General features: G+C 60.6%; 21 protein-coding genes. 12 read left to right on the top strand and 9 right to left on the bottom strand.

The window, feature by feature from the left end; all coding sequences use genetic code 11:
• Genes lptF through rsmA form a run of 6 tightly spaced genes read left to right on the top strand, consistent with a single transcriptional unit; the run spans window position 1 to window position 7483 of the window.
• Window positions 1-1143, top strand: coding sequence for an LPS export ABC transporter permease LptF (gene lptF / locus BMZ91_RS03850; protein WP_425441537.1), 1143 nt, complete (start codon window positions 1-3; stop codon window positions 1141-1143).
• The gene (gene lptG / locus BMZ91_RS03855; protein ID WP_092834936.1) at window positions 1140-2231 is read left to right on the top strand and encodes an LPS export ABC transporter permease LptG; all 1092 of its coding nucleotides are present in this window, start codon (window positions 1140-1142) and stop codon (window positions 2229-2231) included. The genes lptF and lptG overlap by 4 nt, the downstream gene beginning before the upstream one ends.
• Window positions 2228-4414, top strand: a complete 2187-nt coding sequence (locus BMZ91_RS03860; protein ID WP_092834938.1) for an LPS-assembly protein LptD — start codon at window positions 2228-2230, stop codon at window positions 4412-4414. The genes lptG and BMZ91_RS03860 overlap by 4 nt, the downstream gene beginning before the upstream one ends.
• A 5-nt stretch (window positions 4415-4419) precedes the next feature.
• Window positions 4420-5664, top strand: a complete 1245-nt coding sequence (locus BMZ91_RS03865) for a peptidylprolyl isomerase (protein ID WP_245736198.1) — start codon at window positions 4420-4422, stop codon at window positions 5662-5664.
• Complete coding sequence (pdxA, locus tag BMZ91_RS03870) at window positions 5661-6632, top strand: 4-hydroxythreonine-4-phosphate dehydrogenase PdxA (RefSeq protein ID WP_092834942.1); 972 nt, start codon at window positions 5661-5663, stop codon at window positions 6630-6632. Before BMZ91_RS03865 ends, pdxA begins: the two co-directional genes overlap by 4 nt.
• On the top strand, window positions 6629-7483 hold the full coding sequence (rsmA, locus tag BMZ91_RS03875; protein WP_092834944.1) for a 16S rRNA (adenine(1518)-N(6)/adenine(1519)-N(6))-dimethyltransferase RsmA: 855 nt from the start codon (window positions 6629-6631) through the stop codon (window positions 7481-7483). The genes pdxA and rsmA overlap by 4 nt, the downstream gene beginning before the upstream one ends.
• On the opposite strand, the gene BMZ91_RS03880 is transcribed toward rsmA, so the two are convergent.
• The 3 genes from BMZ91_RS03880 to BMZ91_RS03890 are packed head-to-tail and all read right to left on the bottom strand — an operon-like array spanning window position 7480 to window position 10630.
• Window positions 7480-8058 (bottom strand): retropepsin-like aspartic protease family protein, encoded by a 579-nt coding sequence (locus tag BMZ91_RS03880; RefSeq protein WP_092835127.1) that lies wholly within the window; start codon window positions 8056-8058, stop codon window positions 7480-7482. The genes rsmA and BMZ91_RS03880 overlap by 4 nt on opposite strands.
• A 37-nt stretch (window positions 8059-8095) precedes the next feature.
• Entirely contained in the window at window positions 8096-8722 is a 627-nt protein-coding gene (locus BMZ91_RS03885; protein ID WP_092834946.1) for a MarC family protein, read from the bottom strand.
• 51 nt (window positions 8723-8773) lie between these two features.
• Window positions 8774-10630, bottom strand: a complete 1857-nt coding sequence (locus BMZ91_RS03890) for an ABC-F family ATP-binding cassette domain-containing protein (protein WP_092834948.1) — start codon at window positions 10628-10630, stop codon at window positions 8774-8776.
• 135 nt (window positions 10631-10765) lie between these two features.
• Here BMZ91_RS03890 and ndk point away from each other — a divergent pair, with 135 nt between their 5' ends.
• Window positions 10766-11188 carry a nucleoside-diphosphate kinase gene (gene ndk / locus BMZ91_RS03895; RefSeq protein ID WP_092834950.1) on the top strand — a complete coding sequence of 141 codons (423 nt, stop codon included), beginning with the start codon at window positions 10766-10768 and terminating at the stop codon, window positions 11186-11188.
• A 374-nt stretch (window positions 11189-11562) separates the two neighbouring features.
• On the opposite strand, the gene sucD is transcribed toward ndk, so the two are convergent.
• The 4 genes from sucD to BMZ91_RS03920 are packed head-to-tail and all read right to left on the bottom strand — an operon-like array spanning window position 11563 to window position 15818.
• Window positions 11563-12444: a succinate--CoA ligase subunit alpha gene (gene sucD / locus BMZ91_RS03905; protein ID WP_092834954.1), complete on the bottom strand. Its 882-nt coding sequence runs from the start codon at window positions 12442-12444 to the stop codon at window positions 11563-11565.
• A complete protein-coding gene (locus BMZ91_RS03910; protein ID WP_092834956.1) occupies window positions 12444-13634 on the bottom strand; it encodes a malate--CoA ligase subunit beta in 1191 nt (396 codons plus the stop codon). The genes sucD and BMZ91_RS03910 overlap by 1 nt, the downstream gene beginning before the upstream one ends.
• Window positions 13635-13646: 12 nt before the next feature.
• The gene (locus BMZ91_RS03915) at window positions 13647-14588 is read right to left on the bottom strand and encodes an HpcH/HpaI aldolase/citrate lyase family protein (RefSeq protein WP_092834958.1); all 942 of its coding nucleotides are present in this window, start codon (window positions 14586-14588) and stop codon (window positions 13647-13649) included.
• Between the two features lie 21 nt (window positions 14589-14609).
• Entirely contained in the window at window positions 14610-15818 is a 1209-nt protein-coding gene (locus tag BMZ91_RS03920) for a pyridoxal-phosphate-dependent aminotransferase family protein (protein ID WP_092834960.1), read from the bottom strand.
• A 244-nt stretch (window positions 15819-16062) separates the two neighbouring features.
• Between BMZ91_RS03920 and BMZ91_RS03925 the strand changes: the two genes are divergently transcribed.
• Window positions 16063-16689 carry a helix-turn-helix transcriptional regulator gene (locus BMZ91_RS03925; protein ID WP_092835129.1) on the top strand — a complete coding sequence of 209 codons (627 nt, stop codon included), beginning with the start codon at window positions 16063-16065 and terminating at the stop codon, window positions 16687-16689.
• 12 nt (window positions 16690-16701) lie between these two features.
• Here BMZ91_RS03925 and BMZ91_RS03930 read toward each other — a convergent pair whose 3' ends face one another.
• Window positions 16702-18189, bottom strand: coding sequence for an ABC transporter substrate-binding protein (locus BMZ91_RS03930; protein WP_092834962.1), 1488 nt, complete (start codon window positions 18187-18189; stop codon window positions 16702-16704).
• A gap of 100 nt (window positions 18190-18289) precedes the next feature.
• Between BMZ91_RS03930 and BMZ91_RS21360 the strand changes: the two genes are divergently transcribed.
• Window positions 18290-18430 (top strand): hypothetical protein, encoded by a 141-nt coding sequence (locus BMZ91_RS21360; protein ID WP_177193778.1) that lies wholly within the window; start codon window positions 18290-18292, stop codon window positions 18428-18430.
• A gap of 233 nt (window positions 18431-18663) precedes the next feature.
• Window positions 18664-19899, top strand: a complete 1236-nt coding sequence (locus BMZ91_RS03935) for an acyl-CoA dehydrogenase family protein (protein ID WP_092834964.1) — start codon at window positions 18664-18666, stop codon at window positions 19897-19899.
• A gap of 165 nt (window positions 19900-20064) precedes the next feature.
• Here BMZ91_RS03935 and BMZ91_RS03940 read toward each other — a convergent pair whose 3' ends face one another.
• Window positions 20065-20418, bottom strand: coding sequence for an ArsR/SmtB family transcription factor (locus BMZ91_RS03940; RefSeq protein WP_092834966.1), 354 nt, complete (start codon window positions 20416-20418; stop codon window positions 20065-20067).
• A gap of 264 nt (window positions 20419-20682) precedes the next feature.
• On the opposite strand from BMZ91_RS03940, the gene BMZ91_RS03945 reads away from it, so the two are divergent.
• Complete coding sequence (locus BMZ91_RS03945) at window positions 20683-21315, top strand: ATP-dependent Clp protease proteolytic subunit (protein ID WP_092834968.1); 633 nt, start codon at window positions 20683-20685, stop codon at window positions 21313-21315.
• 146 nt (window positions 21316-21461) lie between these two features.
• Window positions 21462-22730 carry an ATP-dependent Clp protease ATP-binding subunit ClpX gene (clpX, locus tag BMZ91_RS03950; RefSeq protein WP_092834970.1) on the top strand — a complete coding sequence of 423 codons (1269 nt, stop codon included), beginning with the start codon at window positions 21462-21464 and terminating at the stop codon, window positions 22728-22730.
• The last annotated feature ends 144 nt before the right edge of the window (window positions 22731-22874 follow it).

A 22874-nucleotide genomic window follows, 5' to 3' on the forward strand; every position in this document is an offset into this window, starting at 1 on the left:
TTGACCAGATTCGACAGATACATGCTGTCGCAATTCATGGTGTTGTTCGGTTTCTTTGCGCTTGTTCTGGTGTCCATCTTCTGGATCAACAAGGCCGTGCGCATGTTTGACCGGCTGATCGCGGATGGCCAGCCCGCCTGGGTTTTTCTGGAATTCACGGCACTGACTCTGCCGGGTGTGATCGGCGTTGTCCTGCCGATTGCGGCTTTTGCGGCCACGGTTCATGTGGTCAATCGCATGACTACCGAAAGCGAGCTCACAGTGATGCAGGCCACGGGGTATTCGCCGCTGCGCCTGTTGCGCCCGGCGATCATGTTCGGTCTGATCATCACGGTACTGATGTCATTGCTGTCGCATTTTCTCATTCCGACAAGCCTGACCCAGCTGCGCCTGCGCCAGCATGAAGTGTCGCGCAATATTTCCGCGAAACTGCTGAGCGAGGGCGAATTTCTGCATCCTGCGCCGGGTGTCACCCTTTATATTCGTGACGTCACCCCCCTGGGCGAGCTCAAGGATGTGTTTCTGTCTGATCGCCGCCGTCCGGAAAGCCCGATCACCTATACCTCGGCCAAGGCTTACCTTGTGCAGGAAGGCGGCGGTGTCAGGTTGGTGATGGTGGCCGGGCTTGCCCAGATCCTGCGCCAGCCGGGCAGCCGCCTTTTTACCACGCATTTCGATGATTTTTCATATGATATCAGCGCATTGATAAGCAGTTCCGCGCTCAATCTGAACCGGGTTTCCTATCTCACCACGCCCGAGCTTTTGATGCATCCGCATCAGGTGGTGGAACGTACCGACACCACCTATGGCATCGTGATGTCCGAGCTGCATGGCCGCTTTACCCGCGCGCTGCTTGGGCTGATTGCCGCGATGATGGGGTTTTCGGCTTTGCTTGTCGGCGGCTTTAGCCGGTTCGGCGTCTGGCGCCAGATCCTGCTGGCCTTTGCGCTTTTGGTGATTGTGAAGGTCGTCGAGGGCATGGTCGTGGGGCCGGTTCTTGCCAATGGCGCGCTCTGGCCGATCCTCTATCTGCCAACCCTTTTGGGCGCGCTGGTGTCGCTGGCGCTTATCTTTATCGCCTCGCGACCGGGGGTGTTCCGACGACTCTTTGCGCATTGGTCGCGTGCGGGGGCGCCGGCATGATCCTGCACTATTATATCGCGCGCCGCTTTTTCTGGAGCGTTTTGGGCGTGGCGGTCGTGCTGGCTGTCCTGATGGCGTTGATTGATCTGGTGGACGAGCTGAATGATTACCCGCACCTGCCGTTTGTCAGGGTGCTCGGGGTGGTCGCGCTCAGGATGCCCGAGGCAAATTACGAAATTTTGCCGTTGGTGATGGTTCTGGCCTCGGCCGCGCTTTTCCTGCGGATGTCGCGCAGTTCGGAACTGGTTGTGCTGCGCGCCTCGGGGCGTTCGGCGATGCGCGGGCTTGTGGCGCCGGCCGTGGTGGCGCTTTGCATCGGCCTTTTGGGGCTGGCAATTGGCAATCCGATCGTCGCGGCCACGGCAAAGCGCTATCACGATCTGGTCAACACCCTGGATGGTCGCGGCTCTGCTATCTTGGCCATCGCCAGTGAGGGGCTTTGGCTGCGTCAGGGCGGGGAAACCGGCCAGACGGTGATTTTTGCCGCGCGCGCCAGCTCTGATCTGGCCATTCTCTATGAACCGAATTTCGTGGATTTCGCCCCCGACGGCCAGCCGTTGCGCCGCATCAGCGCCGCGACCGCGCATCTTGGAAACGGGGACTGGGCGTTGAGCGACGTCAAGATCTGGGATCTCTCGAAAGGCGTCAACTCCGAGGCCACCGCAAAACAGCTTGCCAGCCTGTCGTTCCCTTCAGAGCTGACCCGCGACCGGATCATCGACAGCTTTGGCAAGCCGGTCTATGTCCCGATCTGGGAGTTGCCCAGGTTTATCGCCCAGCTAGAACAGGCCGGGTTTTCGGCGCGGCGTTATGCGATCTGGTTTCAGACCCAATTGGCCAGCCCGCTGTTTCTGGTGGCATTGGTGCTGAGTTCAGCGGCCTTCACCATGGGCCATGCACGTGGCCGCAATACCGGCTTGTCGGTGCTGGCGGCAGTGCTTATGGGATTTGGATTGCACTATGTTCGCAATTTTGCACTGATTCTCGGTGAAAACGGCCAGATCCCGATCCTTCTGGCCGCCTGGGCGCCGCCTGTGGCCGCGCTTTTGCTGGCGACCGGCATTTTGTTGCATCTGGAGGACGGATGACCCTGATTTCGCGACTTTTCATCTTGATCGGCCTGGTTGCGGCGCTCGGCGTGACGGCGGTTTCGGCACAAGAAGCAGAGCCTTTGCCCGCAGTTCTGGTTGCGGATGATGTGCGCGTGACCGCCGATGATCAACTGATCGCAACCGGTAATGTCGAGGCGCTCTATCAGGGCCGCCGCCTGACGGCGCGCGAGATCACCTATGACCGCGCGACCGACAGCTTGCTGATCACCGGGCCGCTGACCCTGACCGAGGCGGGCAATACGGTTGTTCTTGGTGATAGTGCCGAGCTTGACCGCGACATGCAAAACGGTCTGTTGTTCGGGGCGCGGATCGTAATGGAGGATCAGCTTCAGCTGGCGGCCCATGAAATGCGCCGGGTCGATGGCCGCGTGACGCAGCTTTACAAGGCTGCCGTAACCTCTTGCCGGGTCTGCGAAACCGGGCGCCCGCCGCTCTGGCAAATCCGCGCAGAGCGGATGGTGCATGATGCCGATGAACGCCAGCTTTATTTTCACAATGCCCAGTTTAGGGTGCTGGATTTTCCGGTCTTTTACCTGCCACGCCTGCGCCTTCCCGACCCGACGGTCGAGCGCGCCTCGGGGTTTCTGACGCCTTCCATTGAAAATTCGTCGCTGTTGGGGACGGGGGTCAGCGTGCCCTATTTCGTTGTGCTGGGCGATCACCGCGATTTGACGGTGGCGCCGTTCTGGGCGACCGATTCACGCCGTCTTGACCTGCGGTATCGTCAGGCGTTCCGGCGCGGCACGATCGAGTTCAACGGGGCGGTGGCGGATGACGATTTCAACCCGCGCAAGACCCGCGGCTATCTTTTTGGCGAAGGCCGGTTCGACCTTGAAAAGGATTTTGTGCTGCGTTTCAATATCGAGGTGGTCAGCGATGATACATTTCTGCTCGATCACGGCTTTTCCGACAAGGACCGGCTTCAAAGCGATATCTCTCTCGAACGCGCGCGGCGAGACGAATATATGCGCGTCGCACTCACGCATTTCCGTTCGCTGCGGGTCGATGAAAAAAAGGCGACCCTGCCGTCGATTGTTGGCAATGGCGATTATGAGCGGCGCTTCTTTCCCCGTCGCCTGGGCGGCGAGTTGCGGTTTTCGGCCGAGGCGCAAAGCTCTTACCGGTCGTCTGACCTTACCACGGACGGGGCTGACTTTGATCGGTTTTCCGATGGGCGCGATGTCACGCGCCTGACCACAGCACTTGACTGGCGGCGCAACTGGGTGCTGGCGTCGGGTGTGCTTGCATCTGTTCAGACCGGTTTGGCCGTGGATCACTTTCAGATCGCTCAGGCGGGGACGACCAGCGTGTCGGATGCGACCGAGCTGACTCCGACGGTTGCGGTGCAATTGCGTTGGCCGCTGATAAACGCAAGCCGGAATGGCGTGACCCATGTGGTTGAACCGGTCGCACAACTGGCGTGGTCGGGCGGCTCGAACCCCGATATTCCGCTTGAGGAAAGCACCGCCGTCGACTTTGACGAGGGCAATCTCTTCAATGTGTCGCGCTTTACCGCCCCCGACCGGCGCGAGCGCGGCTTTAGCGCTGCGTATGGCGCAAGCTGGACCCGGATTGCCCCGAGCGGCTGGCAGGGCTCTCTTGCCCTGGGGCAGGTGGTGCGTGACGAACGGCTGCGTGAAGCGGATGGGATCACGCCATCCTTTACCAAATCCTCTGGCCTGCGCGATCGTACCTCTGATCTATTGATTGCCGCACAGTTTCGGAACGACAATGGCTTGACCGTGACCGGGCGCAGCCTGTTTGACAGCGTCTTTGATGTCCCAAAGGCCGAGGCACGCGCAAGTTGGCGTAATGACAAGACCAACATCGGCGCCACCTATATCTGGCTGGCCAGCGATCCGGGCGAAGACCGCAATGAGGCCGTGTCGGAATGGTCAATTGACGGAAGCTACCGCTTTGCCCGCCATTGGACCGGCAGCGCCGACTGGCGCTATGATGTGGCCGCTGATCGCAGCGTGCGCGCAGGCGTTGGCGTGACGTATTCCAATGAATGCGTGGATGTGACGCTTTCGGCCTCGCGCCGCTTTACCTCATCGACTATCCTTGAACCCGACACCAGTTTCAGCTTTACCGTGGGGCTACGGGGCTTTTCGGCCGCGACGCGCGATCAAAGCTTTACTCGGACATGCAGGAAATAAGCAGTATGATATCGAAATTCCGCCAAACCCTTGCCGCCCTGGCCATTCCCGCTCTTGTTGCTGTGACGGGTGGGCTTGGTTTGGCGCCCGCACAAGCGCAAAACCTGTTTGAGCCGGTGATCCGTGTCAATGATCAGGCGATCACGCGCTATGAGCTGCAACAGCGCGCGCGCATGATGACATTGTTTCGGGCGCCGGGCGATCCGGCAAAACTGGCGCGTGAGCAATTGATCGAGGAACGTATCAAACTAGATGCGGCGCGGGCCAATGGCGTGGTCATTGATGATGAGGCAATCAATGCCGGCATGGCCGAGTTCGCAGGCCGCGCCAATATGGAGGCTGAACAGTTCGTGAGTGAACTGACGCGGGCAGGGGTGTCTGAACCCTCGTTTCGCGCCTTTGTTCGGGCCGGGATCACCTGGCGCGAGCTGACGCGGGCCCGCTTTGCCAGCCGGGTCTCGGTCAGCGAGGAAGATATTGAGCGCGCCACGCTTGCCCTGACCGGTGGCTCAAGTGTGCGGGTCCTGCTGTCTGAGATCATTCTACCGGTGGCCGATCCGGGGCAGGCGGAAAGCGTACAGGCGCTTGCCGGGCGCATTGCCCAGTCAGAGGGCGAGGCCGCATTTGCCGCTCAGGCGCGTCAGCATTCTGCCTCCGCCTCTGCCGGACGCGGCGGGCGTATGGATTGGGTCGAGCTTTCCGGTTTGCCGGGGGGGCTTCGGCAGGTGATCCTTGGGTTGGCGCCGGGCGATGTGTCGGATCCTTTGCCGATCGAGGGGGCCGTGGCCTTGTTCCTGTTGCGCGATATCGAGGAAACATCCGTTGCCACGCCGGAATATTCCGCCATCGAGTACGCCGCCTATTACATTCCCGGCGGGCGCAGCGAACAGGCATTGGCGCAAGCCGCCCGCGTGCGGGCAGAGGTTGATGTCTGCGATGATCTTTACGGAGTGGCCCAGGGCCAGCCGCCCGAGGTTCTTGAACGCGGCAGCCGCGCACCTGACGAAATCCCCTCTGATATCGCCGTGCAACTGGCCCAGCTTGATCCCGGCGAGGTCTCGACCAGCCTGACGCGGGCCAATGGTCAGACGTTGGTGTTTCTGATGCTCTGCGGGCGCTCGCCGAAACTTGACGGGGAACAGCCTTCGGTCGATGATCTGAGCAACTTCATCCGCAACCGCCGGATTGAATCCTTCGCCAACAGCTATCTGGAACAACTGCGCGCCGAGGCGCGGATCGTCGAGAAATGAGCCTTGCTGTCGCCCTGAGCTGTGGCGAACCTGCCGGTATCGGCCCCGAAATCGCGGCCAAAGCTTGGGGCCTTCTTGGAGCGGATCTGCCGTTTTTCCTGATCGGTGATCCTGCCCATCTGCCGCATGACACGCCGGTGATCGAGATCAGCGACCCGTCCGAGACCAACCTGGCGGCGGCGCGCGGCCTTCCGGTGCTGCGCCATGCGTTTGACGGGCCCCTGACCCCCGGCACGCCCAATCCGGCCCATGCGCGGGGCGTGATCGAGGTGATCGCGCGCGGTGTCGATCTTGCGCAAACCGGGCAGGCGCTTGCGCTTTGCACGGCACCCATTCACAAACAGGCGCTTCAGGACGGGGCGGGCTTTGCCTATCCTGGTCATACCGAATATCTCGCCGCTCTTGCGGGGGGCGCAAAGGTCGTGATGATGCTCGCCAGCGAGGCGCTTCGGGTGGTGCCGACGACCATTCATATCCCTCTGTCGGAGGTGCCCGGCGCCCTGACACCCGCGCTGTTGGAGGACACGATCCGCATTACCCACGCCGCGCTTATCCGCGATTTCGCGGTGGCGCACCCGCGCCTTGCCATTGCCGGGCTTAATCCGCATGCGGGCGAAGGCGGCAAGATGGGCCTAGAGGAAATCACCGTGATCACCCCCGTTCTGGACCGCCTGCGCGCCGAAGGGTACGATCTGCGCGGGCCGATGTCGGCGGATACGATGTTTCACGCGGCGGCGCGCGCGGGCTATGACGCGGCGATTGCGATGTATCACGATCAGGCGCTAATCCCGATCAAGACGTTGGATTTTGATCGCGGCGTCAATGTCACGCTTGGCCTGCCGTTCGTGCGCACCTCGCCCGATCATGGCACTGCGCTTGATATCGCAGGGCAGGGCACCGCCAACCCCACCTCCTTGATCGAGGCCCTCAAGATGGCCCATGGCATGGGGGCCGCGCGCCGGGCATGAGCACGATTGACAGCCTTCCGCCCCTGTCTCAGGTTATTGCCACGCATGGCCTCTCGGCGCGCAAATCTTTGGGACAGAACTTTATCCTCGATTTGAACCTGACCGCGCGGATCGCGCGGCTGGCGGGCGATCTTAGCGAATGCGATGTGCTTGAAATCGGCCCCGGCCCCGGCGGGTTGACCCGTGGGCTTTTGGCGGAGGGCGCGCGCCGGGTTCTGGCGATTGAAAAAGACGCCCGCTGTATGCCCGCGTTGCAGGACATTTCTGATGCGATGCCGGGGCGGTTGCAGGTGATCAATGCCGACGCGCTTGATCTTGACCCGCTGCAATACCTGACGCCGCCAATCCGGGTGGTGGCCAATCTGCCCTATAATGTCGGCACAGAGCTTTTGATTCGCTGGCTGACGCCAAAGGACTGGCCGCCATTCTGGCAAAGCCTGACCCTGATGTTTCAGCGCGAAGTGGCCGAGCGAATTGTCGCCACACCGGGCAGCAAGGCCTATGGCCGTCTTGCGCTTTTGGCGCAATGGCGCGCGCGCCCGCGCATCGTGCTTGGCCTGCCGCCCGAGGCCTTTACCCCGCCGCCCAAGGTGTCGAGCGCGGTGGTACATGTCGAGGCCTTGCCCGAGCCGCGCTATCCGGCCGATCCCAAGATCCTTGAATGGGTCGTGGCGCGCGCCTTTAATCAACGCCGCAAGATGCTGCGCGCCGCTTTGAAGGGCAGTGCGCCTGACCTTGAGGATCGCCTGATCGCGGCAGGGATCAAGCCCACTGATCGCGCCGAAACCGTTGGTCTTGAGCAATTTTGTGCGTTGGCGCGGCGCATGCCGGGTGGGTCCGAGGCGGGTTAACGCGTGAGAACAAGCGTGCCGCCGGTGATCTCGATGCTTGAATAAAGCTGAAGATAGCTCATGCCCAAAAGCGATTGCTCCATATCGCCCTCATTGACCACGGCGCGCACGTCACTGTGGCGCACCCCGCCAACCGCGACACTCTCAAGGCGCACCGGCGCCGTGCGCACCATGCCATTGGCGGTATAGGCGCGCCCCAGATAGGCAAGCTTGCTTGTATCAATCCCGACCTTTTCGGCGTCGGCATGGCTAAGAACCACCTGCGAGGCGCCGGTATCGACGACAAAGCGCACCGCCTTGCCGTTGATATCGGCGGTCAGGTAATAATGCCCATCGGGCGCGCGCGGCAGCTCGATCCGTCCATCCGACGCAGTGGTCTGCATCGGGCGAACGGTCTGGCGGATGTCATCCCAAAGCCCGACAACGGCAATCGCACCCAGAAAGATCAACCCCCAGATCAGCGCCTGTTGCACCAGCTTGCCAAGCGAGGCGCGGTTTTGCGCCACGAACCAGAACAGCACCGCCGCCGCGAGGATCACCAGATAGGTCAGCCGTGCGTAATCGAAATTTTCCATCAGCCTGATATAGGTCGCATCCTGCGGATTTGTAAGATCAACCGGCCAACCCAAAGCCGCGCAACCCGTCGAGCACGAATTGCACCGCGAGAGCCGCCAGCAGCATCCCCAAAAGCCGGGTCACCACATTGGTGCCGACCCGACCAAGCGCGCGCTCCAACAGGCCCGACATCAGGAACATCAAAAACACCAGAAGGACCACCGACAGCATCACCCCGATGACCCAGGCCAGCCCCTCGATCCCCGGCTTTTGCCCGGCCAGAAGGATCACGGTGGCAATCGAGCCGGGCCCGGCAATCAGCGGAATGGCGATCGGAAAAATCGAGGGGTCATGGCTGTCATCTTCTTCGGCCTCTTCGGCCTGATCCGCGCGCCGTTTGGTGCGTTTTTCAAACAGCATCTCAAGCGCGGTGAGAAAGAGCAAAATCCCCCCCGCGATCCGAAAGGCGGGCATGGAAATGCCAATGAACCCAAGCACAGCCTCGCCAAAGGCGGCAAACATCACCAGCAGCAGCGCCGAGGTGACACAGGCCCGCACCGCAATCGCACGCCGCTTTTGCGCGCTCATGCCCTGGGTCAGCGCCACGAACAGCGGCGTCATGCCAATCGGGTCGATGATCACGAAAAGCGTGACAAAGGCGGTGATCAGAAAAGCGGTGTCCATCGTATGACCTTAGCGTGGTTTGATGCGGGACGCACCCTGCGGATTTCCTGCCTAGCCTTCGGCCACTTCGAGGCGTTCAAGCGATTCCATCCAGAGAGTTTCGGCAAGGGTTAGGGCCTGTTCAATTTCGGCAAATTTCTTTTGCCATTCTTTCAGCCCGTGAATGTCGTCGTAAATCGCCGGGTCGGCCAACTTCTCTGCAACGCGAGTTTTCATTTCTGAAAGTTTTTCAATGCGTTGCTCGCACTTCTTCGCGTCTTTCTTTAACGCAAGAATGGCATCGCGCGACGGCTTTTTAACCTTGGCGGGCTTGGTGTTTTCTGCCGTCTTGGCGGCTTTGGCGGGCTTGTCACTGCTGAGCAACATCGCACGATAGCTTTGCAAATCACCATCGTAGGGCGCGACATCGCCGTCCTTCACAAGCCAGAGCCGATCCGCCACAAGGCTCAGCAGGTGCATGTCGTGGCTCACCAGAATGACCGCGCCGGAATAGGTGGTCAGAGCCTCGACCAGGGCCTCGCGTGATTCGATGTCAAGGTGGTTGGTCGGCTCATCGAGGATAAGCATATGCGGCGCATCAAGCGTCGCCAGCATCAACGACAGTCGCGCCTTTTGCCCGCCCGACAGGCGCCCGACAAGGGTTTCGGCCTGTTCGGCACCAATGCCAAACCCGCCGAGGCGCGCGCGAAGCCGCGCCGGGGTTTCGGTGGGGCGCATGCGGCGGATGTGATCAATCGGGGTTTCATCAATGTGCAACTCGTCCACCTGATGCTGGGCGAAAAAGCCAACGCGCAGTTTCGAGGCCTTGGTGATCCGCCCTTGCATAAGATCAAGTCTGCCCGATAAGAGCTTGGAAAGAGTTGATTTTCCCTCACCGTTTCGGCCCAGAAGGGCGATCCGGTCGTCTTGGTCGATCCGCAGGTCAAGGCGCGACAAGACCGGCTTGCCATCATAGCCGACAACGCCGTTCTCAACCCGGATGATGGGGGGCGAGAGTTCCTCGGGTTCGGGGAAAGTGAAGCGCTTGAGGGCGGCCTCTTGCGGTGTCGTGATCGGCTTGAGCTTGGCGATCATCTTGAGGCGCGATTGCGCCTGCACGGCCTTGCTGGCCTTGGCGCGGAACCGATCGACAAAGCTTTGCAGATGGGCGCGCCTTGCATCCTGTTTACGGGCTTCGGATTCGGCCGCCGCAAGGCGTGCGGCGCGGGTTTCGGCGAAGGTTTCGTAGCCGCCTTGATAGAGCGTCAGCTTTTTGTCTTCGAGATGCAGGATCGAGCCGACGGCGCGATTCAACAATTCGCGATCATGGCTTACGATCAACACCGTATGAGGATAGCGGCCCAGATAACTTTCGAGCCAGAGTGCACCTTCAAGGTCTAGATAGTTGGTCGGCTCATCAAGCAGCAACAGGTCAGGTTGCGCAAACAACACCCCGGCAAGCGCCACGCGCATCCGCCAGCCGCCGGAAAAGGCAGAGCAGGGCATGCGTTGTTCGGCATCGGTGAAACCAAGCCCCTTGAGGATGCTGGAGGCGCGCCCCTCGGCCGACCAGGCGTCGATATCGGCAAGCCGGGTCTGAATGTCGGAAATCCGCCCGGCCGCGGTGGCGGTCTGGGATTCCGCAAGCAATTCAGCACGTTCCGTGTCAGCCGCCAGAACGGTATCAATCAGCGAGACCTCGTTTCCCGGCACCTCCTGGGCGACGCCGCCGATGCGCGCGCGCGACGGCAGGCTGATCTCGCCGCTCTCAAGCGCAAGCTCGCCCCGGATCAGACGAAACAGCGTGGTCTTGCCGGTGCCATTGCGCCCGACTATGCCCACCTTGTGGCCATCGGGAATGGTGACCGACGTGTGATCAATCAGCACGCGTCCGGCGACGGAATATGAAATATCGTTTATACGCAACATGGCCCCCGCATGCCGCATGCGCGCGCCCGCGTCAATCGCGGCTTTTCAAGACGTGGTCCGCGTGGTATCGGGGCCGCGATCAAAAGCGGTCGGGCAAGGGGCCTGATCGATGATTTTAACTGAAAAGAGGCTGAAATGGCTGTTGAACGCACGCTGAGCATCATCAAACCCGACGCAACCAAACGCAACCTGACCGGCAAGATCAATGCCAAGTTCGAAGATGCCGGCCTGCGCATCGTCGCACAAAAGCGCATCCAGCTGACCCCGGCACAGGCCGGCGTTTTCTACGAAGTCCACAAAGAGCGCCCGTTTTACGGCGAATTGTGCGATTTCATGGCATCTGGCCCGGTTGTGGTTCAGGTTCTGCAAGGCGAAGGCGCAATTGCCAAAAACCGCGAAGTGATGGGCGCCACCAACCCCGCCGACGCAGCCCCCGGCACCGTGCGCGCCGATTTTGCCGAGTCGGTTGGCGAAAATTCGGTTCACGGCTCTGATGCCGCCGAGACCGCAGCCAAGGAAATCGCGTATTTCTTCTCGGGCCTCGAACTGGTCGGTTAAAACCTAAAGCAAGACTTTAAGTTTATGCCGCATCCTATTCATAGGGTGCGGTTTTTTCGTGTGTGTGCTTTGCCTAAATGCTGGCAAAATCGTCAAAAACCTGCGCCGGTTTGGGCGCTGTATCCTTCGGGGAAGAGGGCTTGGGATCGGGCGGTTTTGCCTCGCTTTTGGGTGGTTTTGCCTGTGCCATGGGTCTGCTCCTCGGCTTGCTTTTTTTGATTGGCAAGGTCCGGGCGCGCCGGGCCTGCGCTTGATGTACCCGGTAGGAAAGCATGATTTCGCGGCTCTGATGCGGCGGAAATGTGGCGACAATTGGGCGGCCCTGTCCTGCGCGCGCGCTTTGGGGCCGCGCGCGCAGGATCTCTGGCATCGCCTCAGGCGACCATTTTCTCGACCACGCCGCCAAAGGACGAGGGCGTCGGCACGATTGTCACGCCCGCCTGCGACAGGATTTCGACCTTTTCCTGGGCTGATTCGCCAAAGGCCGACACGATTGCGCCCGCATGCCCCATGCGCCGCCCCTTGGGGGCCGAAAGGCCGGCCACATAGGCCGCGACCGGCTTGGTCATGTGATCGCGGATATAGGCGGCGGCTTCGGCCTCTTGCGGGCCGCCGATTTCGCCGACCATGACCACGGCGTCGGTGTCGGGGTCGTTTTCAAACAGCTCAAGCACGTCGCGAAAGCTTGACCCGTTGATCGGATCGCCGCCAATCCCGACCGAGGTCGAGACCCCGATGCCGCGTTCTTTCATCTGGCTGGCGGCCTCATAGCCAAGCGTGCCCGAGCGTCCGACAATGCCAATGCGCCCCGGCAGATAGATCGAGGGCGGCATCAGCCCGGCAAAGGCCTCACCGGGGGTAATGATCCCGGCACAGTTGGGACCGATCAGGCGCATGCGCTTTTCCGCCTTGTAGCGGCGCATATAGCGCTTCACCTGGATCATGTCTTGCGCGGGGATGCCATCGGCGATGCAAATACAGGTTGTGATCCCCGCATCGGCCGCCTCCATGATGGAATCGGCGGCAAAAGGCGGTGGGACGAAACAGATTACAAGATCTGCGCCGGTTTCGGCCACGGCGCCCTTGATCGTGTTGAAAACGGCCAAGCCGTTATGCTTGGTTCCGCCCTTGCCGGGGGTCACGCCACCCACCACATTGGTGCCATGGACGATCATGTCCTGGGTGTGAAAGCTGCCGATGCGCCCGGTCAGGCCGGTCACCAAGACGCGGGTCGATTTATCAATGAGAATGGACATCAAGCAGCCCCTTGTTGTGCAGGTTTCGTTTCTTTCCAAGCGTTTACCACCAGGTTTGCGGCATCGACGAGGGTTTCGGCAGTGATGATTGGAAGGCCGCTTTCCTTGATGATCCTGCGGCCCTCATCGACATTCGTGCCCGACAGGCGCACCACCAGCGGCATGCTCAGGTCCAGTTCGCGGTAAGCGCGAATGACGCCCTCGGCGATCCAGTCGCAGCGGTTGATACCGGCAAATATGTTGACGAGAATCGCCTCGACGTTGCGGTCATTCAGCACCGCCTTGAACGACATCAAGACCCGCTCGGGCGAGGCGCCACCGCCCACGTCAAGAAAGTTCGCAGGCTCGCCACCGGCCATCTTGATCATGTCGAGTGTCGCCATCGCAAGGCCCGCGCCATTGACGATACAGCCGATTTCACCGTCGAGCCCGATATAGGCAAGCCCGCGATCCTCGGCGTAGGTTTCGCGCGGATCCTCCTGGCTTTTGTCGCGCAGTTCGGAAATTTCGGGCCGCCGGTAAAGCGCGTTGTCATCAAACGACATCTTGGCATCAAGCGCCATGATCTCGCCGCTCTGGGTCACCACAAGCGGGTTGATCTCGACCATATTGGCGTCAAGCTCGGCCATGGCGCGATAACAGCCGGTGATCGTCTTGACCGCCTGCGGGATGAGCGCCGGGTCAAGCCCGAGCGAAAAGGCGATCTCGCGGGCCTGAAAGGCCTGCATGCCGACGGCGGGATCAACCACGGAGCGGATGATCGACTCGGGTTCATTGGCCGAAATATCCTCGATCTCCATGCCGCCCTGCGCCGAGGCGACCACGACGACGCGCTCTTCCTTGCGGTCCAGAACAAAGCCGAGATAAATCTCCTGGGCAATGCTGGTGGCCTCTTCGACATAAAGGCGGCTGACCAGCTTGCCTTGCGGGCCGGTCTGATGGGTGACAAGCATGCGCCCAAGCATCCATTGCGCGGCCTCGCTGATCTCTCTTTCATCGGCGCAGATCCGCACGCCGCCCGCCTTGCCGCGTGCGCCGGAATGAATCTGGGCCTTGACCACCCATCTATCCCCCGACAACTCACTGGCGCGGTAAACCGCCTGTTCGGGGCTATAGGCAATGCCGCCGCGCGGCACGTTGACGCCGAACCGTTTGAGCAGATCCTTGGCCTGATATTCGTGAATGTCCATGTTCTGTCCTCCCTATCCCTGCGCGACGATGGCATCGGCCACCGTAAGCACGTTGCGGGCCATGCGTTCGCTGGCGGCGTCGATCATCTTGCCATCAAGGCTCGCGGCGCCACGGCCCTCGGCGGCCGCTTTCTTGAGCTCTTGGATGATGCGCTGCGCGCGGGTGACCTCGGCCTCGGGGGGCGAGAACACCTCATTGGCAAGGGCGATCTGGCTGGGGTGAATTGCCCATTTGCCCTCGATCCCCAAAGCGGCGGCGCGTTTTGCCGACAGGGTATAGCCGTCGGGATCGTTGAAATCGCCGAACGGGCCATCGATGGCGCGCAGGCCAAAGGCGCGACAGGCCACGGTCATCCGGCTCAGAGCAAAATGCCACTGATCGCCAGGATAATCGGGGTTGAGCCCGCCAATCACCACAGTGCGCGCCCGGTTCGAGGCGGCGTAATCGGCGACGCCAAAGTGCAGCGCCTCGAGGCGGCCCGGCGTGGCGGCAATCGCCTCGACATTGGCCATGCCAAGCGCGGTTTCAATCAGCGCCTCAAGCCCGATCTTGTGGGTAAACCCCATGGCTGTCTCGATCTGACTGACCGTGGTTTCGACCGCGTAAAGATCGCCCGGCACGCCGACCTTGGGCACAAGGATCGTGTCAAGATGCTGGCCGGCCTGTTCCAGGATCTCGACCACGTCGCGATACATATAATGCGTATCAAGGCCGTTGATGCGGATCGACATGGTTTTGCCCTTGGCCTTCCAGTCGATATCGTTGAGCGCCTGAATGATGTTCGAGCGCGCCTGAACCTTGTCGGGCGGGGCGACCGCATCTTCGAGGTCGAGAAAGATGTAATCGACGTCCGACTCGGCGGCCTTTTCGATCATCGTCGGGTTCGAGCCGGGCACGGCCAGTTCAGAGCGTTGCAGTCGTTGCTTTTTCAGCGGGTGCAGGGTGTAGCTCATTTTATCTGTCCTTTTCGGCGCTTACGCTGCGCGGGCCTTGGCGATTGAGTGTTGAACCGGTGGGGTGGTGGCGCGGAAATGCTCCTGTGCGGCGGCAACCCCGGCGCCGGGTTCGATCGCGACGCCGACATCGACAAGCGCCATTTCCGCCGCCGACAGCGCCCCGCAGAGCATCACCGGGTTGAGCGAGCCAAGATGCCCGATCCGAAACGCGCGACCGGCCAGTTGCGCAAGGCCTGAACCAAGCGAGGTCTGGTATTTGTGGTAGGCGGTTTCGATCACATGGCGCGCATCCACGCCCTCGGGGGTATAGATCGCCGACACGGTATCGGAGTGCCATTCAGACCCCTGCGCCACAAGGCGACAGCCCTGCCATTGCTCGACCGCGCGACGCACGCCGGCGGCAAGGCGATTGTGGCGATCCCAGACGCTTTCCATACCCGCCTCAAGCAGCATGTCGACCGACACCCGAAGCCCGCGCAAAAGCTGGGTCGCGGGGGTATAGGGGAAATAGCCGGTATCGTTGAGCTTGATCATGTCCGAAAAGCTGAAGTAACAGCGCGCCATGCTGGCATCTTCATGCGCGGCAAGCGCCTTGTCACTGACTGCCAGAATGCCAAGCCCTGCGGGCAGCATGAAGCCCTTCTGCGAGCCGGCGACCGCAAGATCGACGCCCCATTTTTCCATCTCAAACTCGATCGACGCGATCGAACTTACGCCATCGACAAACAACAGGGCAGGGTGGCCGGTGGCATCAAGGGCCGCGCGAATGCCCGCGATATCCGAGGTCACGCCGGTCGCGGTTTCATTCTGGGTGGCAAAGACCGCCTTGATCTTGTGGTCCTTGTCGGCGGCAAGGCGCGCGGCATAGTCCTCAAGCGGCACGCCCTTGCCCCACTCGACCTCGCAAAGGTCCACCTCAAGCCCAAGCCGCTCGGCCATATCGACCCAAAGCATCGAAAACTGGCCAAAGCGCGACATAAGAACCCGGTCGCCGGTGTTCAGCGTGTTGGTGATCGCTGCCTCCCAGGCGCCGGTGCCCGAGGTCGGATAGATGAATACCCGCCCGCCGGCCTGACGGAACACCTGTTTGAGATCGCTCAAGAGCGGGGTCACGAAATCCGCGAAATCCGGCGCGCGCATATCCTCCATCGGGATGTTCATGGCGCGCCGGATGACGTCGGGCACATTGGTGGGGCCGGGGATGAAAAGATGCGGGTTGCCGTTCATGGGGTGTCCTCCTCTGATTGCACCCAGTATCGCCCCGGATGGCGCCACCGGGGTATCCCCACGCGCATGGAAAAGCGCGACCCTTAGAGGGGCAGGTGCCCCTTGCGGGTAGGGCGCCCTACCCGCAGGTGACGCCCCCGGCATGCGGTTGCATGCCGATTTTTTGTTTGATTTCATCGGGTTCCGATGCCTTTCTGTCGCAATCCAGATGTCAGACCCTTACCGGAACGTGCTTAAAACCCTCATGAGTGACACCGATCAAACACCCCCTGACGTGATCGTCGCCGACCGACAATTGATTGTCTGTCAGGGGCTTGGCTCGCTTGTGGCGCAGATCCCCGAGGTGCGCCTTGGCCCCTTTGCCACCGATATGGCGAGCCTGCGCAAGGCCCTGTCAGAGCGTCCCGGTCCGGTGATCGTGGTGCTTGGGGTGCGCCTTGCCGATGCCGATCTCGCGCGCGCGCTTGACATGCTGCGGCGCGATTACGCGCGGGCGATGGTGGTGGTGGTGGCCGAAGAAAGCGAGTTCGCCTTTATCCGCAGTGCGATCAAGGCGGGGGCGCATGGAATTTGCATGATGGATCAGATCCTGACCAGCCTGCCGCGCATTCTGGGCCATCTGATCGAGGGGCACAGCATCCTGCCGATCGAGGTTCTCAAGCGGCTGAGCGGCGAGCAGACCGATGTGCTGACCCGGCGAGAGCATGAAATTCTCGGGCTTCTGGTGGATGGGCTGACGAATTTTCAGATTTCCGCCCGGCTTGGCCTGTCGGAAAACACCATCAAATATTACCTCAAGGCGATCTATCAAAAGCTTGACGTCAATTCGCGTGGCGGGGCGATTGCGAAATATGTGGCGGGCACCTACTAGGCGGCTGATCCGTTACTCCACGCTGACAAGGTGCCATCTCAGGGCGTCGTTGGGCACCGGATCAAAATGGGTGACGCGGTTCGAGAGCACGACAAGCTGGGTCACATGAAACGGGATCAAGGAGCCCGAGGTTTCGCGCAGTTTCTCTTGCGCGGCCACGTAAAGCGCGCGGCGTTTGCCAAAATCAAGCTCGGCGCGGGCCCTGGCCAGAAGCGCGTCAAACTCGGCGTTGTGGTAATGGCTTTCGTTCCATTTGGCGGTGGAATGAAACGCCTCGTTGAGCGCCTGATCGGCGGGGCGATCGCCCCAGCTTGTGGTGAAGGCGTCCTTTTTCATCCAGACATTCGACCAATAGCCATCAGCCGCGGCATTCACCAGCGTGACGCGAATACCGGCGGCGGCGGCCTGGTGCTGAAACGTGACCCCGATCAGCGGCCAGGATTGATCGAGCGAGGAAACATAGACCTTGATGTCGATCCCGTCGGGATAGCCTGCCTCGGCCAAGAGGGCGCGGGCGCGATCAATGTCGCGCGGACAGGTCATATCGGCGCGGTATTGATCATTGGGGGCCACCGGCGTGTCGCAGGACACCACCCCGCCACCATCAAGTGCCAGTTTGAGGATTTCGTCGCGATCCACGCTCAGCCGCATCGCGCGGCGCACCCGCACATCGTCAAACGGCGCCACATCGGTGCGAAATATCAATCCCATCCAGTTGCCTGTCGGGATTTCAAGCAATTGATAGCGAAGGGATTGATCAAGCGCGCGGCGCAGGATCGGCACGATGCCGCGCTCCATGTCAAGCTGTCCGCTCAGAAACGCCTGAAGGCGGGCCTGTGCATCGGGGACGCCGATCACTTCGATCCGGGCAAGCGCGGGCGGGCCTTCCCAATAATCCTCATTGGCGGTGAGAACGGTGATGCCGTCTGGGTCAAACTTTTCAACCCGAAACGGCCCGGTGCCAACGCCGGTTTGCCCCACGGTTTTGCCTGAGCCTTCGGGAATGATGCGCAGGCGTGGGTCCATCAGTTGCAGCGGCAGGTCGGCAAAGGTCGAGGCCAGCGTCATCCGTACGGTCAGCGGATCAAGCGCCTCGACGGTTTTGATCATCTTGACGGCGGCGCGCGCAGGGCTGCCGTAATCGGGGTCGATCACGCGCCTGAGGGAATAGACCACATCACCGGCATCAAATGCGCTGCCGTCGTGAAAGCGCACATTGTCGCGCAAATGAAAGGTCCAGATCGTGCCGGTCGCATCCGGTTCCCACCGCATCGCCAGATCGGGCGCGGGTTTGCCGCCGCGTCCGGGGCGCACAAGGCGGCTCTGGATCTTCTCGATGATCTGAAGCACCCGACCCTTGGAGGCCGGATCAAGGCTTGAGTGCGCGCCAAACCCCACATTATGGGCATGGCGAAACGTGCCGGTCGATTCGGCTCTGGCAACAGAGGCGCCCGCCATGAGCAGGCCAGATACCAAAGCGGCAAGCACGAGGGGGCGCATCTCCGTCTCCCTTTTTGGATCGGTTATATATTTGTGACAAGCTGAGCGCGGAAAATCAAATCCTTAAAGGCGACCTGCAATCACGAAGAAAGGAAATCACATGGCTGACTTCCAGGCCAGGGCTGCGCTTGGCGCGATCTGTGATGGATTGTCGGACCTGTGCCGAGATGAAAAAGGTGGCCGCCCCGAGGCGACCACCAGACTGATTGAAAACGGACAATTAAATCCTGATACCTTTTAAGCTACTACACACTTGTTGTGGCGTGCCTCTTACTGTCAAATGAGAGCCCAAGGCATTGCCGTAACGTCAATAAACGTGGCTTTTGTGGCGTAAATGCGGACGCTGAAAGGTCAGGTTTTGACATATGGCCGATGGCGACGGGTCTGGATTGCATTGCTGTGATCAAAGGTCGCGCAAGAGTTGATTTCGGGGCCAAACCCGCTCTGGCGGATAAGACAGGAAGAGGACGAGCAATGGAAATGACATTGGGAATGCGGCCGCAGATGCGGGCGCTGTTGGACCGGGTTGCGGCGATGGTGCGTGACGAAATCATGCCGCTTGAGGCCGAGTATCACGCCGAGATCGGCAAAGGCGATCGCTGGGAATACACCCCGCGACAGGCCGAAATCCTTGAGGGCCTCAAGGCGCGGGCCAAGGCCGAGGGGCTGTGGAATTTCTGGCTCACGGATAGTGCGCGCGGCTTTGGGCTCAGCACGGTGGAATACGCGTTTTTCGCCGAGGAAATGGGCAAGACCCCGATGGGGGCCGAGGTGTTCAACTGTAATGCGCCCGATACCGGCAATATGGAGGTCTTCGAGCGCTATGGCAGCGAGGCGATGAAAACCCGCTGGCTTGCGCCGCTGCTTGAGGGCGAGATTCGAAGTGCCTACCTCATGACAGAGCCGGGCGTGGCAAGTTCGGATGCGACCAATATCGCGATGTCCTGCGTGCGCGATGGTGATGACTATGTGCTGAACGGCGAGAAATGGTGGGCCACGGGGGCGGGCGATCCGCGCTGCAAGGTCTATATCGTCATGGTCAAGACCGGCGGCGATGACATACCCAAGCATCAGCGCCATTCGATGATCGTGGTCTCGGGCGATACGCCGGGGATCGAAAAGCTGCGCCCGATGGAGGTTTACGGCCATGACGATGCCCCGCATGGCCATATGCATTTTCGCTTTACCGATGTGCGGGTGCCGGCCGAAAACATGTTGCTGGGCGAAGGGCGCGGCTTTGAGATCGCGCAGGGGCGGCTTGGGCCGGGACGGATTCACCATTGCATGCGCGCGATTGGTCAGGCCGAAGCCGCGCTTGAAATGATGTGCCGCCGGTCCCTGGCGCGCGAGGCTTTTGGCAAGAAGATCGCGCAGCTCGGGGCGAATTACGACATCATCGCCGAATGCCGGATGGAGATCGAACAGGCGCGCTTGCTCTGCCTCAAGGCGGCCTGGATGATGGATCAGGGCGATCCGCGCGCGGCTGCGCCCTGGATCAGCCAGATCAAGGTGGTGGCGCCGCGTGTCGCCCTCAGGGTGATCGACGAGGCGGTGCAGCTTTTTGGCGCGCAGGGCATTTCGCAGGACGTGCCGCTTGGCGCGATGTGGACCCATGTGCGCACGCTGCGTCTGGCGGATGGCCCGGATGCGGTGCATCGCCGACAGGTGGCACGGGTCGAATTGCGCAAATACACCCAGGAAAAGCTGTAATCTCTGCGGACCGGGGGCGCTTGTCGGGCGGTCCCGCCCGCCGCGCGAGCGGTGCCGGGCTTTGGGCCCTACGTCAATTCACCGATCACATTTGGGAGACGCGCAGCCTGCCGTGCAAGGGTGAGGTCGAGGCGGCCTAAAGCTGGCAGGCCACCGAGGGGCGACCTAAGGTTTTGCGCCGCCCTCGGTGGGGGCGCAAAACAGATCATAGACCACTTCCAGAATTTTACGGGGGCGGTCGTCTGCGAGGCTATAGAAAATCGCCTTGCCGTCCCGCCGGGTCGTGACCAGCCCCTCAAGGCGAAGCCGCGACAGTTGTTGCGACACCGCCGCCTGACGCGCAGAGAGCAGGGTTTCCAACTCAGTCACCGATTTTTCGCCCGACACCAGATGGCACAGAATCAGCAATCTGCCCTCATGGCTGATCGCCTTGAGAAAATTCGCGGCCGAGGTCGCGTTTTCGAGCATGCGGTCCATCTCGGCCGGATCATGCGTGTCATCAAGGACGGGCAGGGGCATTTTAGGACTTTCGTAATAATATTGCTGCAATGTTTAGAGTGTTTCGTGCGGTTCTGCAAAACTTGGCGGGCGAACGCGCGAAAATGTGATGATGTGTGGCGCGCAAACCGCCAGGTGGGGCAATCGCCTGCTACAAAATCATGCGATACCCTTGCAGGCCCGTGGGCGCAACACTAAGACTCCCTTAGGAACTGGCCGATAGAGATCGGGTAAATTGACAAGGTCCGATCGCAGTTGATCGGACAAAAGAGCAGGCGGGCGACGATGAAAGACCCAATGGAAACCTACATGAATACCCTCGTGCCGATGGTGGTTGAACAGACCAGCCGGGGCGAGCGGGCCTATGACATTTTTTCACGTCTTCTGAAGGAGCGGATCATCTTTTTGTCCGGTCCGGTGCATGACGGCATGTCGAGCCTGATCGTGGCGCAGCTTCTGCATCTTGAGGCGGAAAACCCGAGCAAGGAAATCAGCATGTATATCAACAGCCCCGGTGGTGTGGTCACCAGCGGCCTGTCGATTTATGACACGATGCAGTATATCCGCCCCAAGATCAGCACACTTGTTGTCGGTCAGGCGGCCAGCATGGGCAGTCTCTTGCTGACGGCAGGCGAGCCGGGGATGCGGTTTTCGCTGCCCAATAGCCGGATCATGGTGCACCAGCCTTCGGGCGGCTATCAGGGCCAGGCGACGGATATCATGATCCACGCCGAAGAGACGCTGAAGCTCAAGAAGCGGCTGAACGAGATCTATGTGAAGCATACCGGAAAGACCCTGAAAAAGGTCGAAGAGGCGCTTGAGCGCGATAACTTCATGTCGCCCGAAGATGCCAAGGCCTGGGGTCTTATCGACGAGATTGTCGAGAATCGCGCCAGAGGCGATGACGAGGCGAAGTAATGCATAAACCCGCCCCCGTGGTGGGGCGGGCGTTTTTGCGATTGTGGTGCTTTTCCGCCTGACTTAAGCTGGCGGGCGAAACACACGAACACCCGGTCAGAAATGGCCAAAAGACAGACGGCGGCGCAGCGCCCGAAAGGTACGTTATGGCGAATAATTCAGGCGGCGACAGCAAAAACACCCTCTATTGCAGCTTTTGCGGCAAGAGCCAGCACGAGGTGCGCAAGCTCATTGCCGGTCCGACGGTATTCATCTGTGATGAATGTGTCGAATTGTGCATGGATATCATCCGCGAGGAAACCAAGAGCGCGGGTTTGAAATCAAGCGAGGGCGTGCCTGCACCGCGCGACATTTCCAAGGTGCTGGACGATTACGTGATCGGGCAGGCCACCGCCAAGCGCGTGCTGTCGGTTGCGGTTCACAACCACTACAAGCGCCTGAACAATTCCGGCAAGAGCGATATCGAACTGTCGAAATCCAACATCCTGCTGATTGGACCGACGGGTTGTGGTAAAACGCTTTTGGCACAGACACTTGCGCGCATTCTTGATGTGCCCTTTACAATGGCCGACGCCACCACGCTTACCGAGGCGGGCTATGTGGGCGAGGATGTGGAAAACATCATTCTCAAGCTGTTGCAGTCGAGCGAATACAATGTCGAGCGCGCACAGCGCGGCATCGTCTATATTGACGAAGTCGACAAGATTACCCGCAAATCCGAGAATCCCTCGATCACCCGCGATGTGTCGGGCGAAGGGGTTCAGCAGGCGCTTTTGAAGCTGATGGAAGGCACCGTTGCTGCGGTGCCGCCGCAAGGCGGGCGCAAGCATCCCCAACAGGAATTCCTGCAAGTGGATACCACCAACATCCTGTTCATCTGTGGCGGGGCTTTTGCGGGGCTTGACAAGATCATTGCACAGCGCGGCAAAGGGTCTGCGATGGGCTTTGGCGCGGATGTGCGCGACAATGACGAGCGCGGCGTCGGCGAGATTTTCACCGATCTGGAACCGGAAGATCTTTTGAAATTCGGTCTGATCCCGGAATTTGTCGGTCGTTTGCCGGTGATTGCAACGCTTGAGGATCTTGATGAGGACGCGCTTGTCACCATTCTGACCCAGCCAAAAAACGCGCTGGTCAAACAGTATCAGCGGCTTTTCGAGTTGGAAGATGCCAAGCTTTCCTTTACCGATGATGCGCTGAGCGCCATCGCCAAGCGGGCAATTCTGCGCAAAACCGGCGCGCGCGGCCTGCGCTCGATCCTCGAAGATATCCTGCTTGATACGATGTTCGAATTGCCCAGCATGGAAAATGTCGAAGAGGTGGTGGTGAACGAAGAGGCCGTCAATTCAGATGCGGCGCCTTTGATTATCTATGCCGAGACCAAAGGTAAAAAAGAAGGTGCGAGCGCGGGGTAATCCCGACGCGCCCACCCGGACAAACCAAGGCCTGTGGTAAACCGCAGGCCTTTTTGCTGGGCGCGGTAAGAATTGTCGGCGAAAATTCCGGGCGCTCGGTCAGCATCGGCGTCTATCACCGAAGACGGCAATGCAGCACTGGAC

Origin of the sequence: Roseovarius lutimaris (assembly GCF_900115165.1) — a bacterium.
Taxonomy (GTDB): Bacteria; Pseudomonadota; Alphaproteobacteria; order Rhodobacterales; family Rhodobacteraceae; genus Roseovarius; species Roseovarius lutimaris.